At 43.5% G+C, this 19,027-nt stretch carries 17 protein-coding genes; 2 read left to right on the top strand and 15 right to left on the bottom strand.

Going from position 1 to position 19,027, the window contains the following annotated elements:
• Positions 1-515: 515 nt before the first annotated feature.
• From ACHBHN_RS04050 to yaaA, 10 genes are all read right to left on the bottom strand, one after another.
• The gene (locus tag ACHBHN_RS04050; protein ID WP_394733658.1) at positions 516-842 is read right to left on the bottom strand and encodes a glycosyltransferase; all 327 of its coding nucleotides are present in this window, start codon (positions 840-842) and stop codon (positions 516-518) included.
• Positions 839-1,444, bottom strand: a complete 606-nt coding sequence (locus ACHBHN_RS04045) for an acetyltransferase (protein WP_394733657.1) — start codon at positions 1,442-1,444, stop codon at positions 839-841. Before ACHBHN_RS04045 ends, ACHBHN_RS04050 begins: the two co-directional genes overlap by 4 nt.
• Positions 1,441-2,058: a sugar transferase gene (locus ACHBHN_RS04040; protein ID WP_394733656.1), complete on the bottom strand. Its 618-nt coding sequence runs from the start codon at positions 2,056-2,058 to the stop codon at positions 1,441-1,443. Before ACHBHN_RS04040 ends, ACHBHN_RS04045 begins: the two co-directional genes overlap by 4 nt.
• A 12-nt stretch (positions 2,059-2,070) precedes the next feature.
• Positions 2,071-3,321, bottom strand: coding sequence for a DegT/DnrJ/EryC1/StrS family aminotransferase (locus tag ACHBHN_RS04035; RefSeq protein WP_394733655.1), 1,251 nt, complete (start codon positions 3,319-3,321; stop codon positions 2,071-2,073).
• Positions 3,322-3,852: 531 nt separating this feature from the next.
• Complete coding sequence (locus tag ACHBHN_RS04030) at positions 3,853-5,655, bottom strand: polysaccharide biosynthesis protein (RefSeq protein ID WP_394733654.1); 1,803 nt, start codon at positions 5,653-5,655, stop codon at positions 3,853-3,855.
• Positions 5,656-5,681: 26 nt separating this feature from the next.
• A complete protein-coding gene (locus tag ACHBHN_RS04025) occupies positions 5,682-6,383 on the bottom strand; it encodes a tyrosine-protein kinase (RefSeq protein WP_394733653.1) in 702 nt (233 codons plus the stop codon).
• A gap of 9 nt (positions 6,384-6,392) precedes the next feature.
• Entirely contained in the window at positions 6,393-7,082 is a 690-nt protein-coding gene (locus tag ACHBHN_RS04020) for a YveK family protein (protein ID WP_394733652.1), read from the bottom strand.
• 15 nt (positions 7,083-7,097) lie between these two features.
• Positions 7,098-7,826, bottom strand: a complete 729-nt coding sequence (locus tag ACHBHN_RS04015; RefSeq protein WP_394733651.1) for a CpsB/CapC family capsule biosynthesis tyrosine phosphatase — start codon at positions 7,824-7,826, stop codon at positions 7,098-7,100.
• Position 7,827: 1 nt separating this feature from the next.
• Positions 7,828-9,270 carry an LCP family protein gene (locus ACHBHN_RS04010; protein WP_394733650.1) on the bottom strand — a complete coding sequence of 481 codons (1,443 nt, stop codon included), beginning with the start codon at positions 9,268-9,270 and terminating at the stop codon, positions 7,828-7,830.
• Positions 9,271-9,392: 122 nt separating this feature from the next.
• On the bottom strand, positions 9,393-10,124 hold the full coding sequence (gene yaaA, locus ACHBHN_RS04005) for a peroxide stress protein YaaA (RefSeq protein WP_394733649.1): 732 nt from the start codon (positions 10,122-10,124) through the stop codon (positions 9,393-9,395).
• A gap of 110 nt (positions 10,125-10,234) precedes the next feature.
• On the opposite strand from yaaA, the gene ACHBHN_RS04000 reads away from it, so the two are divergent.
• Positions 10,235-11,485 carry a PLP-dependent aminotransferase family protein gene (locus ACHBHN_RS04000; RefSeq protein ID WP_394733648.1) on the top strand — a complete coding sequence of 417 codons (1,251 nt, stop codon included), beginning with the start codon at positions 10,235-10,237 and terminating at the stop codon, positions 11,483-11,485.
• Positions 11,486-11,610: 125 nt separating this feature from the next.
• On the opposite strand, the gene ACHBHN_RS03995 is transcribed toward ACHBHN_RS04000, so the two are convergent.
• Positions 11,611-12,456, bottom strand: coding sequence for a DegV family protein (locus ACHBHN_RS03995; protein ID WP_394731697.1), 846 nt, complete (start codon positions 12,454-12,456; stop codon positions 11,611-11,613).
• Positions 12,457-12,585: 129 nt separating this feature from the next.
• Between ACHBHN_RS03995 and ACHBHN_RS03990 the strand changes: the two genes are divergently transcribed.
• A complete protein-coding gene (locus tag ACHBHN_RS03990; RefSeq protein WP_105110309.1) occupies positions 12,586-12,990 on the top strand; it encodes a TetR/AcrR family transcriptional regulator in 405 nt (134 codons plus the stop codon).
• Between the two features lie 172 nt (positions 12,991-13,162).
• Here the strand turns inward: ACHBHN_RS03990 and proC are convergent, their stop codons facing one another.
• From proC to ACHBHN_RS03970, 4 genes are all read right to left on the bottom strand, one after another.
• Entirely contained in the window at positions 13,163-13,963 is an 801-nt protein-coding gene (gene proC / locus ACHBHN_RS03985) for a pyrroline-5-carboxylate reductase (RefSeq protein ID WP_394733647.1), read from the bottom strand.
• A 9-nt stretch (positions 13,964-13,972) separates the two neighbouring features.
• A complete protein-coding gene (locus ACHBHN_RS03980) occupies positions 13,973-15,211 on the bottom strand; it encodes a glutamate-5-semialdehyde dehydrogenase (RefSeq protein ID WP_394733646.1) in 1,239 nt (412 codons plus the stop codon).
• Positions 15,212-15,381: 170 nt separating this feature from the next.
• Entirely contained in the window at positions 15,382-16,458 is a 1,077-nt protein-coding gene (gene proB / locus ACHBHN_RS03975) for a glutamate 5-kinase (RefSeq protein WP_394733645.1), read from the bottom strand.
• A gap of 93 nt (positions 16,459-16,551) precedes the next feature.
• Positions 16,552-19,014, bottom strand: coding sequence for a bifunctional DnaQ family exonuclease/ATP-dependent helicase (locus ACHBHN_RS03970; protein ID WP_394733644.1), 2,463 nt, complete (start codon positions 19,012-19,014; stop codon positions 16,552-16,554).
• Positions 19,015-19,027 lie beyond the last annotated feature (13 nt).

The raw sequence follows: 19,027 nt of genomic DNA, 5'->3' as shown, positions 1-19,027 counted from the left end.
ATGAGTTTCTGGTAGAATGAGTGTTGGACATGTTCATCTGCTTTCTATACTGAGTTGGGGAATTCTAGTATATCAGATGAACATGTCTTTTTTGTTGCACTTCATTTTACAACGCGGGGTATTAACATATTCAGCATTTTGTGGAAAATAAATACCATCTCTATTTTTTAAAATTATCTGTACTAGAAGCTCAGAAAGATTATCAATATGAAACATACTTCTCGAATTTTAAAATTATGGAAAGATTGAAGTTCTCTGGGCCAACTTTGACAATTTAGAATAATTTCCCTTTGAACCTTTTCCATATATCATTGGTGGTCTTATTATTACGACTTTAAATGTATTACCTGAAAGCTTATTTAGTTTTTGCTCTGCTTGCCACTACTATCTCCATAAAAATCAGAAGCGTTCGGTTTGGTTAGTTTAGTAATGACCCGTTCACCACTTGTACTATCCCCATACACAATGATACTCCTCATAAATATAAACTGAACTACACCCGCTTGCTTAGCAATCTATGCAACATATTTCAACTTTAATAGTCTAGCTAGCACGCCTCCATAAATAACTGGTTTGATTGTATATGAAATAACTAAATCTGGTTTGATTTGTCTTAACAATTTATAATAGGCTAAAACAGTTGCAATATCACGAAACGGATTTATCCCTCGTCTATCTATAGGTGTATCAATAAATTTACAACCTTTTTCAACTAATTTTTCGATAAGTTTTCCATATGGTAATGAAATGAATACTTCATTCTTCAATAAAAGATTCTCAATCAATTCTTTTCTAAATTTGTATAAACCAACATCGTTATTTGCTAAAATTAATATCTTCATACTTTTCTTTTTCTCGCTGGAACACCTAAATAAATTCCTGACTCTATACAGTCTTTAACAACTACTGCACCCGCACCTATAAATATCTCATTTTTGATACTTATATTATTTACTATAGTCGCTCCAGCACCTATCCAAGTACAGGTACCTATATTAACACTACCTGCCACATGTGCTCCAACAGAAACATGTACAAAATCCCCAATTATACAATCATGATCCACCGAAGAGGCTGTATTTATTATTGAACCTCTCCCTATTGTTACATCAGAATTTATTACTGCCCCCGCCATAATAACTGTCCCAGCATTAACAACAACACGTCTTGAAATTACCGCTGAGGGGTGAATCAAAGTTGCAATTCTATCCTGAGGTAGTAAACTTTGTTTAGTTGCTCTAACTTTGTTATCACCTATAGCTATGATGAATTCAAAATCAGACAATTCTTCAATATAATGTGACGTACCAACAATAGGATAGCCTGCACATTCACCAGTAAAATAATCATCTAAAAACACAATTTGATTGTAGCCATTTTTTTCAGCAATATCCGCAACTACCTTTCCATGACCACTAGCTCCAATAATCGCAAGTTTTTTCATTTGTTTCCTTTAAATTCTTCCATTGTTGCCGATTCGGTGGAAGAAATACCACTTCTTTTTAAAACAGTCCGAACTGTTTGAAGAATAATTCTAATATCACCAATAAATGTAACGTTATTTACATACTCAACATCCATCACAAATTTTTCTTCCCAACTTAAAGAATTTCGACCATTAGCTTGAGCATAGCCTGTCAATCCCGGTCTAACTTCATGTCTTCTTGCTTGCTCTTCAGAGTATAGCGGTAAGTATTTGGACAGTAACGGCCTTGGACCAACTATACTCATATCTCCCTTCAAAATATTAACGAGTTCAGGCAGCTCATCTAAACTAGTAGATCTAAGCCACTTCCCAAACGAGGTTAATCGGACTTTGTCTGGTAATAATTGACCATGCTCATCTTTTTCATCAGTCATCGTCCGAAACTTATACATTTTGAAAATCTTTTCATCTTTGCCGGGTCGTTCTTGCTTAAACAAGACTGGTGAACCTAATTTAAAATATACTAGAACACTGACCAGAGCAATGATAGGGGATAGCAAAATAATCGCTATTAAAGATAAGATAAAATCTATCAAACGTTTAAAATATTTTTCGTATAATCCTTTATTCATTTTTCCTAATTTCTATTCAAAGCAAGCTCTTATGGTCTCAATAATAATATTCTGCTCTTCTACAGTCATCTTATTATCACTCGGAAGACATAGTCCGCGTTCAAAAAGATCTGTACCTACCTCTGAGTAATTTCCCTCAATATAAGCATTGGTTTGTGCTCTACCATTTCCATGCTTTGTAATAAATGGATTCATTCTAAAAATTGGTTGTGAGTGCATTGGTTTCCAGATTGGGCGACCTTCTGCATTGATTGCATTTAGTGCATCTAGTATTTCTGACGGAGTTGTTTTCCCTTTCTCAGATGTGTAGAGGACATCATTATCCGAACGCACCTGTTTTGCCATGGCTTCTGGATTAATAGTTAAGCAAGATAACCAATAATTCGGTACTGAATTAGTTGAATCAAATGGATTCATTTTGATCGGTATATCCTTCAATCCTTCTTGGTAACGTTCATAAATAGCTTTTTTCTGAGTAATATGGTCATCTAAATAGGGCATCTGTCCACGCACAACACCAGCTATAACATTGCTCATTCGATAGTTGTAGCCAATCTCTTCATGTTGGTACCAAGCAGCCTGCTCACGTGCTTGGGTAGACCATTTTCTGACTTTATTTGCCGCCTGCAAATCACTGGTCAATAAAGCTCCACCACTTGAACCTGTAATAATTTTATTACCGTTGAAAGAAATAATAGAATGGCGTCCAAAGGTTCCTGTTTGTTTCCCCTTATAAGTCGCACCCAGAGATTCCGCCGCATCTTCAACAAGAATTGCTCCGTGTTTATCACAGATAGCTTGTATCTCATCTATTTTTGCAGGTACTCCATACAAGTGAACCAAAACAACAACTTTTACATCCGGATAAATTTCAAATGCTTTCTCCAATGCATCCGGATCCATATTCCATGTTTCATATTCCGAATCAATAAAGATTGGGATACCACCTTCATATGTCACAGGATTAACTGTGGCAGAAAAAGTAACATCCGAACAAAAAACAAAGTCACCCTTTTTAATCTCTGCTAACTTCATTGCCAAATGCAGTGCAGAAGTACCAGACGAAAGCGCAATGACATTTTCACTCTTAGTGTAATCTTTTATCTGTTCCTCTAATGCATTTATATTCGAACCAGCTGTAGTCATCCAGTTTGTATCATATGCTTCCTTCATAAATTTCAGCTCTTCACCATGCATTGTTGGAGAAGCCAACCAAACTTTATTTTCGAAAGGTACTACATTTTTTGAAAAATCAAATGCCATTTTCAATCTCCTTTTTCTTAAAACTAGTTAAGTATTTAATACTCAATCCTAAAATATTCCAAGTAGATTTTGAATCTATCTTGAGCGGATAGAAAAGTATCTAGCAAGAAACCATTTTGGTTCCCCTATTTCGAAAGACCACGATAGTAATAGTACTTCATATCATCGCTGATAATAAACAGAACATAGTTGTGTTTCAAATATAACTTGAACAAAATTAGTCGTCCAACCCTGCCATTACCATCTTAAAGAGGATGGATACATTCAAAACGAACATGAATGTGAAGACTATCCTCAAAATCAATCGCATTAGTCTTATAGATATACCATGTCTGGTCATACATCAGTTGACTTCCGTCTAACTGCTTAGAAGTGAAAGCCAGCTCTATCTGAACCTTATGGTAAAGGCTACCTTTGACACTGTTTTCTTTTCTCTCAATAACGTATGACCTACCTCATGAACGTATTTCAACCTTCCTAGAATTTAAATCCCATTTAAACTCTAGGAAAGTAAAAATAACTTTTACTTTCTTAATCCTGTCGTGCGAAGTCAATCAAGACATTTTTCAACTCGACCTTGTCCAGGGACAATAGGCGATCGATAAAGTCTTGGACTCGTTCCTTATCCTGATTGGTCACTCGACCAACGAAGATCTTTTCATGAACTTGTTCACTGATACGCTCTTCTGTTGACAAAAGCTCCTCGTAGAGCTTTTCACCAGGACGAATTCCAGACTCTACTATCTGAATCTCTTCTTCTGTGTGTCCACTGAGCTTGATGACCTTACGGGCCAAGTCCAAGATGTGTACAGGGTCACCCATGTCTAGGACAAAGACCTCACCACCATTGGCCATGTAGCCAGCCTGAATGACCAAGCGACTGGCCTCCGGAATGGTCATAAAGTAGCGGGTCATGCGGTAGTCCGTGACCGTCACTGGCCCACCTTTCTTGATCTGTTCCTTGAAGAGCGGAACCACACTACCCCGACTACCTAGTACATTCCCAAATCGGACAGCTACAAACTGGGTCTTACTGTCTCCGTTCAAGCCGGTTACAATCATTTCAGCCACACGTTTGGTCGCTCCCATAACATTGGGTGGATTGACCGCCTTGTCCGTCGATACCATGACAAATTTGTCAACGCCTGCTTCTTTTGCAGCCTCTGCCACATTCTTGGTCCCAAAGATATTGTTTTTAACCGCTTCATGTGGATTGTACTCCATCAGTGGAACATGCTTATGTGCCGCTGCATGATAGACAACGTGGGGCTGAAATTCCTTCATGACTGAGAACATCAAGTCTCTGTCTTGGATATCGGCTATGACAGGAATGAGTTCTATTTCTTCTCCATAGAGACTTACCATCTCCCGATGAATCAGATAGATCGAATTTTCCCCGTGACCCACCAAAATCAGACGGTCGGGCTTGAACCGTGCCACCTGTCGACACAGCTCCGAACCGATAGAACCTCCGGCTCCAGTAACCAAGACTGTCTTATCCTTAAAATAGCTGCTTAATTCTTCCTGATCCAAAACAACCTCAGGTCTGCCCAACAAATCCGCAATATCAATCTCCTTGAGGGAGCTGACAGAGATATTGCCCGCAATGATATCTTCAATACTAGGCATGGAATTGACCTTAACGTTCACTGAATTACAGATTTCGACTAAGGATTCTCGCTCTTTACCGGATAATGATGGAATAGCGATGGTGACCTGCTCAATCTCCAAATCCTTGACCAAGGCTGGTATGTCGTTGCGATTTCCGATTACCTTGACATTGCGAATATAGCTATTGAGCTTACTTGGATCCGCATCCACAATACCTACCAAATCAAAATCCAATTTGCGTTCGATAACGGTATTGATGAAAAGCTGTCCTCCGTCACCGGCACCAACAACCAGGGTCCGAACTGGCCGTCGTGTATTTGACTTGGACTTGGATTTAGACTTTCCATCATGGATGGCACGCCAAGTTAGACGGGGTACCACCATCAAGACAAAGGTCAAAATACTTGAAGTGAGAATAAAGCGATAGGAAAACGTTTGCCAAAGGAAGAAGGATGAAAGCAAGAGAAAGCCATAGGCCATCACTACGCTCAATCCAATCTTAAAGAGTGACTCATAGTCAGTGTAGCGTGTAATGAGTGAGAAGACCTTCAAGTAAATAGATAGGGCTAGGTAGACAATGGTCACTAGAACAAATCCAACTTTCAGCTGTTCATTCGGCAAGTCTATAATAACCCCTAAAAAGAGATTACTCAATACAAAGGATAGGGCAATCGACATGAGATCGAATCCCAATAAAATGATTCGTTTTACTGATCGTGACATATCTCTGAATTACCGATTGATTCGGTCTATTTCTTTCCGTAATTTCCATAATTGCCATAGGCACCGTAAGCACCGTATGAACCGTATTTTTCCAACTTGGTGTCAAATTTATTTAAGATAACACCAAGGAATGGAGTCCCTGTTTGCTCGAGTTGCTCTTTGACCTTTTGTAGAGCTTTCCGTTTGATTCTTCCAGCTTCTGCCACTGTCAAAACGGCATCACACTTTTGAGCAATAATAGCTGCATCAATGACTACACCAAGTGGGGCACAGTCGACGATGACATAGTCAAAATATCGACGGAGGGTCGCAAGGAGGTTTTCGAAATTCTTGCTTTGCAAGAGGGCTGTGGGGTTAGGCGACACCTTCCCTGCCTCGATAACAGTCAGATTTGGAATGTCTGTATCACAGAGTCCTTGGGAAAGGTCCGTCGTTCCTGCCAAATAGTCTGTCAAGCCCGTAATCTTGGTTTTTGGCTTAAAGAAGCCAGACATGACGGAATTTCGAATATCGGCATCCACCAATACAGTCTTATAGCCCGCACGCGCATAGGCCACCGCTAAACTGGCTGATGTGGTCGACTTTCCTTCATTGGATTGAGCAGACGTAATGGCCACTACCTTGATATCCTCCCCACTCAACTGGATGTTGGTTCGGATTGCATTGAAATACTCTTCCGTCTTTTTTAATAATACTTTTTTATCTCTAGACGTTTCTAATACTGCCATGGTTCTCTCCTATTTCAATTTGGCTACATCTGGTACTACACCCAGCAATGGCAAGCCCATCTTTTCTTCAATGTCCTCTGGGCGTTTGATGCGGTCATCCAAGACTTCTTTCACCAGAACCAAGGCCACTGCCAGAAAAGCACCAACCAAAAATCCGAGGGCAATATTGCGTTTTGTATTTGGAGTCGACGGTGTTTTTGCTGGTCGAGCCTCTTCGAGTGTTGTTACATCACTAACCTTGGTAACGTCGATGATTTTCTGGGCAGCTACTGTACGAAGGCCGTTGGCTATGCGCGCCGCTTCATTGGCATCCTCATCACGTACTGTGATCGACACAATACGCGTATCAACTGGGATGCTGACAGAAACCTTGCTGGCCAAATTTGATGTGAGTTTTAGTTCTTCTGTTACCGTAGAGAGAACATCCTGGGATAGGATAATTTCCTTATAGTCTTTTACCAGATAGGTACCCGCTTGGAGTTCTTGTGCCGTCAAGTTTTGACCACCATCAGCCACCTTATTGACCACGTAGATTCGAGTGGTACTAACATACTGAGGTGTCTCTACGAAAACGGAGTAGGCAAATGTCACGGAAACCCCCAACAGGGCACTCAAAAGGATTAAAAACTTCTTCCGCCATAGATTTTTCAATAGATATAGAACGTCAATTTCCATAACATTCGATTCTTGGTTGTTCATACTGTCTCCTAAAGTTTAAAGTTTATTTTGCATAAGGGCAATTGGGTTTTCTATAAGCAAGGCCTTGGCACGGTCGTGTCCGTACTCTTTCTCAATGAGTTGGAAGGCCTGGTCCATATAGGGTGGCCGACTGCTTGTATTGTGCATATCACTTGCCACAAAGTGCACCAGTTCGTTGTCTAAGAAGTACTGGGCCCGTTGTTTATAGGTTTTGTGCCGATCTCCAAATAGTTTGGGTTTCAAGACACTAGAACTATTGATCTGCATATAGGCACCCATGGCGATGAGATCTGAAACTTTTCCACCTTCACCCGCCAAAACATCGTAACGTTCGATATGAGCGAGAATGGGAGTCAAGCCCAACCGCAAGATATCACGCACAGCTTCCTGAATTTTTTTGTAGCTAGTTGACCCGCTAAATTCAATCAAGACACTGCTAGAATTTCCATAGGTTGGTAGTTCTTTTCGTTCTAACTTACCAATGACATCATCGGTAAAGTAAATCTCCGCCCCGTAGAAGATAAAGAAATCTTCTGATATTGTTTTGGCCAGGGCCTGGACCTGCTTGAAGTTCTCTCTAATGACCGCCTCCGGAGTCTCAAACATGCCTTTTCGGCGATGAGAGGTGGCTACGATACCGCGCACCCCTTGTTGATAGCTAATCTTTAAAAGGTCCAAACTTTCTTCTGCAGTTTTTGGACCATCGTCCACACCAAATATGATATGTGAATGAATATCTAACATCCTATTCTCCTGACATGACTTCCTGCATAGCTGCTTTCATTTGGTTGAGGCTATCTGGATTGACCTCCATCATATACAATTGATAACCTGGCATTGCATAAGAAGGCAAGAGACCTGTACTTCCAGTACCCTGCAAGGCTTGGGATTGAACTGTGTAACTGCCACTGCTTTCCATCTGGGTATTGACCAATTTCATTATGGTTTCCAAACTCATATTGGTCTGGATCGAATCTTGTAGGTTGTTGATGATGGATTGGTAATTGGTTAAATTTTCAGGTCTGCTTAACTTTTGAATGAGAGCCGCAATGACTTTCTCCTGGTTTTTTCCACGGTCATTGTCGCCGCCCTGTAGCGAATAGCGTTCGCGTACAAACATTAAAGCTTTTTCAGAATCCAAATGGATGGTTCCGACAGGGAAATCATGACTTCCTTTGGTAAAGGCCTGGTCATTGACGACATCCACCCCACCTACGAGGTCAATTAATTTTAGGAAGGAGGTAAAGTTCACACGCGCATAGTAATGGATATCGATGTCATAGAGATTTTCCAAGGTATGCATGGAAGCTTCTACCCCGTAAATCCCTGCGTGGGTCAATTTGTCTTTTTGATTTTGCCCACCATCTGCAATCGCAACATAGCTATCACGAGGGGTGGTGGTTAAGAGTACCTGTTTGGTCGCCTGATTGATGGTCATGATGATATTGACGTCCGAACGGGAAACGGTCGAGATTGGTCCATAGGTGTCAATGCCGCTAATATAGATGTTCAAGACATCGCCAGTCGGTTGGTTGACTGCTGTTTCAACCTTTTTTGTCAAGGTGAAACTGTAGATCTTTTTGACCTTGGTGTCAAAGTCTGGGTCTTCCGCAGACAGGATATCTGCAAATACTCCGTTCAAGACCATGGCCTGACTCTCACCAGCAAGCATCTTCTGATAAGCATCCAGATAGGAATCCGTTTTAGTTGGTGTCAGAGATAGTTTTTTTGTCAGAGACAGGTTGTCCAACAAGGCTTGGATATTGTCGCCGTCATTTCCGGTAGGCGCCAACAATTCTGTCACTTGACTGATATCCGAGACCTGGCTATCTGCAGGAACCAGAACACTCATCTCATATTCAGAATAGGTGGCGTTTGAATTCAACTTGTTCGAAAGGTTGACGATACTCTGGACTCCATAGAGACCGACAGAACTAACGACAAGGCCTAGAATAAGCAGGAATGCGGTCACTACTTTAGCTCTTTTTCCTAAAATAAGGAACAAACAAACAAGTCCCAAGATAATGGCCAACCCAGCCAGGACCAGGTTGAGATTGCGAAAGGCAAGAATGTCATACCGAAACACTTGATACAGTAGGAAACCAACTGCTCCTGTGTAGAGGATGAGCAAGGTTAGGTTTGCCCAATGCAGCTGGTTTCTTCGGGATGATGTTTTTGTTCGACTCATGGTAATTTAACCCTTTCATTCAAAACTGTAACATTACTATTATATCACAAGTTCTGTGCCTCTTCTAACAAATTACTGCCCTAAGTTAACATTTTTGTTACAAAAGGCACATGTAATGGTTTTCAATTGGTCTTTCTGACAAAAACAAGATTCAATTGATCGGAAAGTTCTGCCTGATAAGAAAATCCATCAACGGTAACCTGTTGAAGAGCTTCCAATTCAGTAATCCCTTCCTTGGCCATCACAGAAACAAGGCGTCCTCTGCCCTTTTTTGAAATGGTTGAGTGTACCCTTCGTTTGCCATCCTTTTCCTCCATAAAGGTCACCCGGACTAGTTTTTTCTGAATCTGGGGAGAAAATACCTGTTCAAATTCAGAAGAAGCGAGGGATAGGATCCAGTCTTCTTCTTCAACGACTTTGTCAAAGGCCGGTCGCCAGTATTGCTTGAGGGATTTCCCTTCCACTTTGATCCCTGCTTGAAAATCAAGCCGATGGGGAGAAATAAGGTGGTCCGGGCTGATGAGCCCATACAAGGCTGTAGCTAGGAGGACATGTTTTTTTAGATAGACCTCCTCATCTATTGTCAGGTCTCTTCGGTCCATATACCGGTACATCAATCCGTCGTACAACAACCAGGCTGGATAGGTTTTAGCTTGCTTAGCTTCAATCCGCTTCCAGCGATCCAACTCCAATCCAGCACGGTCATGAGAGATTTTATAAAAGGAAGCTAATTCTTCCTGCTGGAATTGGCTACAGGTTTGAGCGACCGCTAAACTGGTTGGGTCCAAGGAGCGAAAGGAATGGTTTTCAATAGTGGTATTGAGTTCTTTTGCATTTGGAAGTATGATTTTCATAGTTCTAGTATACCACGAATGCTAGGGGCTGACACTTGAAAACACGCGCCACTTGTTCACAGAACAGTTTTATACTATACTAGGACCATAGATCTGTAGGGGGACAGTTGATGAGTAAATACAGGGACATCGTTGAAGACATCCTAGACGGAATCGAACGACAAGACTATAAGCGAGGAGAAAAACTACCTTCCATTCGCCAATTAAGTCTGCAGTACGAGTGCAGCAAGGATACTGTTCAAAAGGCTATGCAGGAACTCAAGTATCAAAACAAGATTTATGCGGTCGAAAAAAGTGGCTACTATGTTTTGGATGACCGCGACATTTTAGAAGAGTCCATTGATCTGGATCTGACTGATTTTGAAGAACTGCCTTATGAGGACTTCCGTATTTGTTTACACCAAAGTTTGATTGGCCGTGAAAATTACCTCTTCAATTATTACCATCAGCAAGCCGGATTGACAGAATTAATCACTTCTGTTCAACAGCTCCTAATGGACTACCATGTCTATAGCCGAAAAGACCAATTGGTCATCACTGCTGGCAGTCAACAAGCCCTCTATATCCTGAGCCAATTGGATTTCGGTCCCGACCGAACCCATATCCTCATCGAGTCTCCTACTTATTCTCGTATGGAGGAATTGATTCGCCAACAAGGCCTGCCTTACCTGACCATTCAACGCAGTATGGAAGGGATTGACTTGGACCGACTGGAAGGTCTTTTTCAGACTGGAACGATAAAATTTTTCTATACCATTCCACGTTTGCATAACCCACTGGGGACAAGCTACGATAGAAAAACCATGGAGAGGATCGTTCACCTTGCCAAGCGCTATCAGGTCTATCTCATCGAAGATGACTACTTGGCTGATTTTGATGGAAACCGTCAACTACCCTTACATTACCTTGACAAGAACGACTTTGTCGTCTATATCAAGTCATTCTCACCAACCTTATTCCCAGCTCTACGGATAGGTGCCGTTAGCCTGCCTCCCCGTCTCCTCGATGCTTTTTTAACCTATAAAGGATTGATTGACTACGATACCAACCTGATCATGCAAAAGGCACTTTCTTTGTATATCGATAATGGGATGTTCACTCGTAACACGCAGCAGCTGCGGGAGCAATCCTTAAATGAAGAAGTTCAAATACAAGATTTGATCAAAAAATATCCTCTTGCTTATCCCTATCAGGTAGTGCGTGACCAGTTAATCGTTCAATTTCCAGATAATCCGAGAACTGCAAGACTTGAAGGACGATACCAGCTTATCCGTAACGGTACCTTTGCCTATCTTCTCCTCCGTCTCCATCCACATCTTGAAGACACACTAAAAGAGCTTAGCACCTTCTACAAGGACTAAGCTCTTTATTCTTATTTTAAAGGATAGCTTCCTGCCTTTCCATCAAGGAAATCCAGTTAGCAATAAGCTGGCAAGTAAGATGCACTCTCTCTTGCTTAACCACCTACACATATTGTCCAGTGCTTCTATCTCTCATACCCCATCAAGAGGCCGCCCTCTTCTGCATAGAAAGAGCAAAGGCCGGAAGTCGCAACTTCTTCGATACTGGCTTCTGGATAGGTTTCCTTCACCAAATCCGAAAATTGTTGGAAGAACTTATCGTTATTACGATGAGCCATAATGATGCGTCCGCCCTTATAGCCAGCCTTTTTCATTTCTTCCCAAGCTGCGGTGACCGATTTTTTGTGACCACGAGCCTTTTGTAACAATTCCAACTTGCCTTCGCTGCTGGCTTCACCGACCATACGGATGTTCAACAAACCAACGACTGCTCCGACTAGCTTGCTGAGACGGCCATTTTTAACCAGATTGTCGACCTTAGCAAGGACAAACAATAATTTACTATTTTCTTGGTAGGTGGTAATAGCTGATACGACTTCTTCAAACTCTAAGCCTGAGGCAATCAAACGATTGATTTCCGTAACCAGTAAGTCCATCTCGCCTCCAGCTGATAAACTATCAAGCAAATGAATCTTAGCATCTGGATGCTCTTCCAAATACATATCGCGGGCAACACGAGCCGCATTAAAAGAGCCAGACAAACCACCGGTAATCGTCACAACGATAACATTTTCTGCACCTGCAAAAGCCTCCTCATAGGCCTGAGTGCTAGGACAGGCAGATGTCGCTGCCTCAGAAGTTGACTGCATGACAGAGACCATCTGATCAATATCTAGACTCGCATCATCAACAAAGGTCTGGTCCCCTATCTGAATACTCAGGGGAACACTGACAAACTCCGTACCCGGCGCAAGCTGAGCTAGTTGACGGTAATCACAGCCAGAATCCGCAACAATTTTCCATTTTGACATTTTCTTATCTCTTTTCTTTTGAATGATTTAATTAGTTGACAAGGTGCTCTATCTTACTCTACAATTATATCATTAAATCATTAGTTATGAAAGCATTTCCAATCGGATGTCACAGTAGAAAGGAAGAATATGACCGAGCGTAAAATTTCACCAAAATCCTTGAAAAATCTCTATCAATCCAACAAGGAGGCCAATCAGCTGACCAAGGAATCTCTCGAGACCGCTCTGCTATTTCTCCTTGAAAAAAAGGAACTCAAGCACATTTCCGTCTCTGAATTAGTGCGCAAGGCAGGTGTTTCGCGCAACGCCTTCTACCGCAACTACAAATCCAAGGAAGAAATTTTGGAAATCTACTACGAACGGACTTCCAGCAACCTTAAAAAGAAATGGCATGATTTGCAAGATAAGGTTCAAAAAGATGGCGTCAAACAAAGTTTTGCAGATTTTGTCCAAGAACAAAAACGCAAGGCAGAGCAAAGCAAAACCTTTTCCAATGTCAGTCAATGGATCAAAGACAAGACCAAACGAGATTAATGTCTCGTTTTTTCTTTCTCTCAAACGCAAAAAAACTTGACCAATTAGCCAAGTTTTTAAGGAGATTATGAAAAATATTTAGGATTGACTATAGTATACCCCAACTGCCAACCGTTTCCATCGGTCTTAGGACTGAAAAATACGTTGCAACCAAAAATTTTCTATATCTAATCTATTTTTTGCCTAATTTTCTAGTCTTTTTGAGGGCGGCGGCGACTGCCTTGATAATGGCGTAACGGAAGCCTTCTTTTTCAAGAGCCACTACGCCTGCAATAGTCGATCCACCTGGCGAGGTCACTTCTTGCCTCAACTGGGCTGGATGCTTGTCGCTGGATAATACCATTTGAGCAGTTCCAGCCAAGGTTTGTGCAGCCAAAATTTTCGCATCCTCCGCTGTAAGACCATTCTGCACACCCGCATCTGTCAGGGCCTCAATCATCTGATAGACGAAGGCAGGTCCACAGCCCGCGATAGCCGTCGCAGCATCTATCAACTTCTCTGGCACTTGCTGTACCTTGCCAGATTTTTCTAAAATTTGTTCCAATAGCGGAGCGAGTTCTTGATTGACCACGCTATAGGTTGTCATACCTTGGCCGATAGCGACCGGTGTATTGGGCATGATACGGATGAGTTTGTCTACCGATACAAATGCTGCCAGGCTGTCAAGGGTCACACCCGCTGCCATGGAAATCCAAATGGCCGACGGATTCTGGCTAATCTGGTCCTGTAAGCCTGACAAGACTGACTGAATCAGGTGAGGCTTGACCCCAAGGAAAATAATCTCAGCCTGCTCTGCTATTTCTTCATTAGATAAGAGCTGACCGCCTAGCTGAGTTTGTAGAGCCAGGGCCTTTGCTTGGTTGTGATTACTGAGGAGGAGCTGGGTGTCTGCTTGCTGGGTGTCTGCTTGCTGGCTGACTGCTTGTGCCAAGGCCGCTCCCATATTGCCCAGTCCGATAAATCCAATCTTCATCTTGTCCTCCTAACGAATATGGCCGTCGCCTGTGATGATGTACTTGTAGGTGGTCATCTCACGCAGGCCCATTGGACCACGGGCGTGCATCTTCTGGGTGGAAATACCTAACTCACAGCCCAGACCAAACTCGCCACCATCAGTAAAGCGAGTTGAGGCATTGACATAAACAGCCGCCGAGTCCACGTAGAGTGTGAACAAGTCTGCTGTCTGGCTGTTTTCCGTCACAATCGCCTCGCTGTGCCCTGTCGAGTGTTGAGCGATATGGCTGATAGCCTCTTCTACACTTGAAACGACTTTAACTGCCAAGATAAAGTCCAGAAATTCTGTATCAAAATCCTGCTCACCTGCTGGTCTGGCTTGGTTGAGTAGAGCCTGGGCCTTCTCGTCAGCCCGCAATTCTACCTGACCAGAAAGAGCTTCCTCAAGACGAGGTAGGAATTGGCTGGCAATTTCTTCATGAACCAATAAAACTTCAGCCGCATTACATGCTGAGGGACGATTAACTTTCGCGTTGACGGCAATTTGTAAAGCCTTGTCCAAGTCTGCATCCTTATCGACATAGACATGGCAGATTCCTGTACCTGTTTCAATAACAGGAACTGTTGCATTTTCAACAACAGCTTGAATGAGCCCTGCACCACCACGAGGCACCAATAGGTCAATCTTGCCTTTTGCGGTCATCAACTCTGTCGCAGAGGCTCGGCTAGTATCTTGGACTAGCTCAATCACCTTAGGTGATAGGCCGACCTCTTCCAGCCCTGCTTTTAAAGCTGAAACAATGGCCTGAGAAGAATGAAAGGCATCCTTACCACCACGCATAATGACTGCGTTGCCACTCTTGATAGCAAGTCCTGCAACATCTGATGTCACATTTGGTCGGCTTTCGTAAATCATCCCTACCAAGCCAAAGGGAATAGACTTCTTACTAATCTTCAACCCATCTGCCCGAGTGGATTCTTCCAAGGTCAAACCAACTGGATCTGGCAAGGTTATCAGGGCACGAAGACCCTCAGCCATAGCTTCAATCCGCTCTGCTGTCAGGAGCAATCTGTCCTGCATGACTTGGCTAATCTTGCCTTGGGCATTTTCCATGTCAATGGCATTGCCTGCTAAAATTGCCTCAGTTTGGGCAACCAACTGGTCTGCCATGGCAGATAGGGCCTGGTTTTTTTGTTCGGTTGTTGCAAGGTTGATAGAGGCCTTATGGGCCAATAAACTGTCTAATAATGCTTGTGTTGTTGTCATATTTTTCTCCTATTTAGTCTTTCAGTTTGCTTTTAGTACTAGGCAACGAGCTGCAGGCTGTACTAGGGTACGGCAAAGCGAGTTCAAACAATCCGGTGGAGTGTTTGAAGTTGGAAATAAGGAAACGACGTTTCCTCATGCGTCGAAGTAATAAAAGATAAACTGAACGACTATAAGCTAACCCAATCATTGCGGTGAATAAACACACCTTCCGCTCTGCCATTTGCCAACTGGTCCTGCAAGTCCCGGGACGAGAGTCTGACCCGCCCTTTACCAATCAAACGGTGATCTGCTTGACTGTAAACTTCCACGACCTGTCCTACCTCAAAGTCGCCTTCCAGGGCTTTGACACCAGCAGCTAACAAACTGCGGCCTTGGTGCAACATGGCCTCAACCGCACCAGCATCCACCTCAACTGCAGCATCTGTCCGAGCATAGAAGGCCATCCACTGCTTGCGTTGGTTCATGGCATGGTCATCTGCTAAAAAGAGCGTTCCACGATTGGCTTGGGTGACTGCTTGTAAGAGGGCCGTGTCCTCTTTTGAAGAGCAGATAAAGACAGGTACGCCCGACTTGGTTGCAATCTGCGCCGCCTGCAATTTGGTGGTCATGCCACCCGTTCCGTTGGACGATCCTGCTCCTGCTGCCATGGCAAATAAATCTTCCGTAATTTCCTTGATTTCAGGCAAGTGCTGGGCAGTCGGATCGCTGTTGGGATTGGCCGTGTAAAGTCCATCCACATCTGTCAAGAGCACCAAGAGGTCCGCTTTCAAAAGGGAAGCCACCTGGGCAGACAGGGTGTCATTGTCTCCTACCTTTATCTCCTCAATGGCAATGGTATCATTTTCGTTGATAATAGGAATAGCACGTTGTTTGAGCAAGACCTGCAAGGCCTGAGAGGCATTTTGATAGCGTCTGGCATCCGCAAAATCATCCTGGGTCAGCAAAATCTGAGCCGAAACAATGCCGTCCTTCATCAGATTTTGCGTATATTCCTCAATCAGCAAGCCCTGCCCAACAGCCGCAGAAGCCTGTTTCTCCGCAATTTTGGTCGGTCGCTTGTCAAAGCCCAATCTCCGAAAACCAGCAGCAATCGAGCCTGAGGTCACCAGTACGATCTGATAACCCTTCTGGTGTAACTGTGCCAGCTGATTGGTAATCCGAGCAATCTTAATGCGGTCCAAACTCCCATTTTCTTGGGTCAGAGAGCTGGTTCCTACCTTAAATACAATCGTTTTTTCTGTCATGGCAATCTCTTTCAAAATGAGTATATTTGAAAAATTATACCATAGTTTGCATGAATTTTCTATGTTCATGTTAGAAGAAAAGAGCCTTTCGGCTCACTCACTGAAAAAATAGCTCAGGGCATCCATGATTGCCGTCTCTTGCACCCCTTCTACCGGGTAGTCCTGCTCTAGAAAATCAATAACCTGTTGTCCATATTGCTTGGTCTGGAGGCGATTGTCCAGGAGAAGGACAGCAGATTCTTGGCGGTCATAGCGATTGGTCCGACCAATAGCCTGCTTGAGCTTTATCATCATCATAGGTAAATGGTAATCATAAAAAGGATTTTTCCCCTCTTGAATCAGTTTCCTATTTACCTTTTGAACAAAGGAATCCTTGGGATTTTCAAACGGCAGGCGGGGAATGACTTGAATCATCTGGTCCTGGTCGGCAAAATCTGCACCTTCCCAGAAGATGCCCGTTCCCAGAAGAATTTGACATTCTCCCCGTTCAAATCGTCGTTTTAAACTGGCATCTGTCCCATGTTTATGCTGGGCTAGATAGGGCAATCCTGCCTCTTCCAATAGATCCGCTACCTCCAAGAGCAGGGAAATAGAGGTAAAGAGAACCAAAATCGGTCGTCCCAGCTCTGCTATTTCCCCCAAACGCTCGGCAATAAATCCAGCATGCTCCTCCTTGGTCAGACTCTGAATATCCGGCAGCCCACGGGGAATGATAATCTGCTGGTTGGTGGTCAGTTGATGAGTGAGATGGTCAAACGTGACTTCCTGAAAGCCCAGCAAATCCGCCAGGTTGACCTTACTACTAATGTCCAGTGTGGCACTGATACAGAAAATCTTACCCTGGGGCAGGTAGCTACTGACATCTAGCAAATCCTCCTTGGTCCCACGCAGGTAGGTCAGTCGCTTGTCGGCCAGGCGATGGTCTTCCAGCCAAAAACGCTCATAGTAGGTCAACAAATCCGTCAATTCCTGCAAATCATAATCCTGCAACTCCAGCAGATTCTGACGCAACTGGTCCAAGTCTGTCCGAGTGATTTCGCGGTCAGCCTGCTTGCGGAAATCTGTCATCAGGTGCTGCAGCTCAAATTGGCAGGATTCATACAAGCGCTGGTCCAGCAGGTTGCTGGTCCTGTCTTTCTTGCTCTGCAGGGTTTGCAAAAGCTGGGTCATATTGACCTGCCCAGTGGCCAAATTCTCCGCTGCCAATAGCAATTTTTGCGCTTCATCAATGACCACAAGGCGCTGGTTCATCAAGGGGTCCTGGTCCTTAAGATGGCTCAAAAAATAGGCGTGGTTGGTGATTAAGAGCCGACTGTCTACAGCCCTTCTCTGCACCTTTCTCCAGAAATCCTGGTCCCAAAAAAGGCTATCCTCCGACAACTTGCCATCATGGGCAATTTCATCAAAATAGGCCTGGTAACGCTGTTTCTGCTTGAGCTCGTCCAAGTCCCCTGTCTGCGTCTCACTAAGCCAGACCAGGACCTGCATCTTAAACTGATTGACCAGACGGTTGTCATCCTGGCGTTGCAGGGTCTGCCAATAGTTGTCTAGCTTAATAAAATGCTGGGGTGCCTTGAGGGAACTAATAGAAATGTGAAAAACTTCTGATAAGCGCTTGCCTTCCTTGGACATAATCTGTTCCTGCAAGAGCTTGGTTGGCACGGAGACCAGTAATTTTTGGTCAGTTTTAGCCAGGAGCGGCAAGAGATAACCGTAGGTCTTCCCAAGACCAGCCTGAGCCTGGATAAAATGAACCTGTTGTTCATCACTTAATCGTTCCTCAACCAAGCCTGCAAAGGCCGTTTGCTTTTTCCGCTCATAGAGACCCAGCAGTCCCAGATTGGTCACAAAATCATCCGAAAACTTGCGCGAAACCGGAACTTCAATAGATCCTTGCAAAAATAAGCCGTGGCGGTAAACCAGGTCTAACGAGACCTGCTCCGACAGCTGTGGTAGCAATTCCTCAATGACTAAGCGAGACTCGTAGAGCAGGCAATCAGATAACTGCACTAGTTGTTCCACCATGGATTTGGGCAGGGAGAGGATTTTTTCCTGGATTTTCAAGAGCAAGTTGGCTGTCGCAGTAGCATCTGCCAAGGCCGTATGGGCCTGATCCAAACCCAGGTCCAATTTATCAGAAAGATTGCCCAAGCTGTACTTGTCAATGGTAGGGAAAAATACCTGGGATAGCTCGACCGTATCTACCCGCGGTGTGCGGAGTTCATAACCCTCAAAAAACAAGGCTTCCGCCAGCAAATTGGCATCAAAGGTCACATTGTGGGCGACAAAAATAGCATCAGCCAGCAATTCATAAATCTGACCGGCCACCTGGCCCAGACTAGGTGCCTGGGACAATTGCTTGTCCGTAATCCCCGTCAAATCAACAATATGTTCATCCAGGGGCTCATAGGGATTGATGTCCGTTGAAAAAGTTTCGACAATCTGACCATTTTCAACAATGACAATTCCTATTTGAATAATTTTAGCCTCAATACCCGTACCCGTTGCTTCCAAATCAACAACAGTATACCGATTGCTTGATTTCGTCTCTTTCATAAAAACATTATAG

This window comes from Streptococcus sp. A22 (genome assembly GCF_043674215.1).
GTDB classification, from domain to species: domain Bacteria; phylum Bacillota; class Bacilli; order Lactobacillales; family Streptococcaceae; genus Streptococcus; species Streptococcus suis_V.
Note: the sequence above shows the minus strand (reverse complement) of the source record. Positions and strands in the feature narration are given on the sequence as shown.

Excerpts from the sequence above, each read along its gene's own strand:
- proC (WP_394733647.1), bottom strand. The coding sequence starts at position 13,963 with ATGAAGATTGGATTTATCGGACTGGGCAATATGGGAGCGGCCTTGGCA.
- ACHBHN_RS03990 (WP_105110309.1), top strand. The coding sequence starts at position 12,586 with ATGACCGAGCGTAAAATTTCACCAAAATCCTTGAAAAATCTCTATCAA.
- yaaA (WP_394733649.1), bottom strand. The coding sequence starts at position 10,124 with ATGAAAATCATACTTCCAAATGCAAAAGAACTCAATACCACTATTGAA.
- ACHBHN_RS03980 (WP_394733646.1), bottom strand. The coding sequence starts at position 15,211 with ATGACAACAACACAAGCATTATTAGACAGTTTATTGGCCCATAAGGCC.
- ACHBHN_RS04035 (WP_394733655.1), bottom strand. The coding sequence starts at position 3,321 with ATGGCATTTGATTTTTCAAAAAATGTAGTACCTTTCGAAAATAAAGTT.
- ACHBHN_RS04015 (WP_394733651.1), bottom strand. The coding sequence starts at position 7,826 with ATGTTAGATATTCATTCACATATCATATTTGGTGTGGACGATGGTCCA.
- ACHBHN_RS04050 (WP_394733658.1), bottom strand. The coding sequence starts at position 842 with ATGAAGATATTAATTTTAGCAAATAACGATGTTGGTTTATACAAATTT.
- ACHBHN_RS04020 (WP_394733652.1), bottom strand. The coding sequence starts at position 7,082 with ATGAACAACCAAGAATCGAATGTTATGGAAATTGACGTTCTATATCTA.
- ACHBHN_RS04000 (WP_394733648.1), top strand. The coding sequence starts at position 10,235 with ATGAGTAAATACAGGGACATCGTTGAAGACATCCTAGACGGAATCGAA.
- ACHBHN_RS04025 (WP_394733653.1), bottom strand. The coding sequence starts at position 6,383 with ATGGCAGTATTAGAAACGTCTAGAGATAAAAAAGTATTATTAAAAAAG.
- ACHBHN_RS03995 (WP_394731697.1), bottom strand. The coding sequence starts at position 12,456 with ATGTCAAAATGGAAAATTGTTGCGGATTCTGGCTGTGATTACCGTCAA.
- ACHBHN_RS04030 (WP_394733654.1), bottom strand. The coding sequence starts at position 5,655 with ATGTCACGATCAGTAAAACGAATCATTTTATTGGGATTCGATCTCATG.
- proB (WP_394733645.1), bottom strand. The coding sequence starts at position 16,458 with ATGACAGAAAAAACGATTGTATTTAAGGTAGGAACCAGCTCTCTGACC.
- ACHBHN_RS04040 (WP_394733656.1), bottom strand. The coding sequence starts at position 2,058 with ATGAATAAAGGATTATACGAAAAATATTTTAAACGTTTGATAGATTTT.
- ACHBHN_RS04010 (WP_394733650.1), bottom strand. The coding sequence starts at position 9,270 with ATGAGTCGAACAAAAACATCATCCCGAAGAAACCAGCTGCATTGGGCA.
- ACHBHN_RS03970 (WP_394733644.1), bottom strand. The coding sequence starts at position 19,014 with ATGAAAGAGACGAAATCAAGCAATCGGTATACTGTTGTTGATTTGGAA.
- ACHBHN_RS04045 (WP_394733657.1), bottom strand. The coding sequence starts at position 1,444 with ATGAAAAAACTTGCGATTATTGGAGCTAGTGGTCATGGAAAGGTAGTT.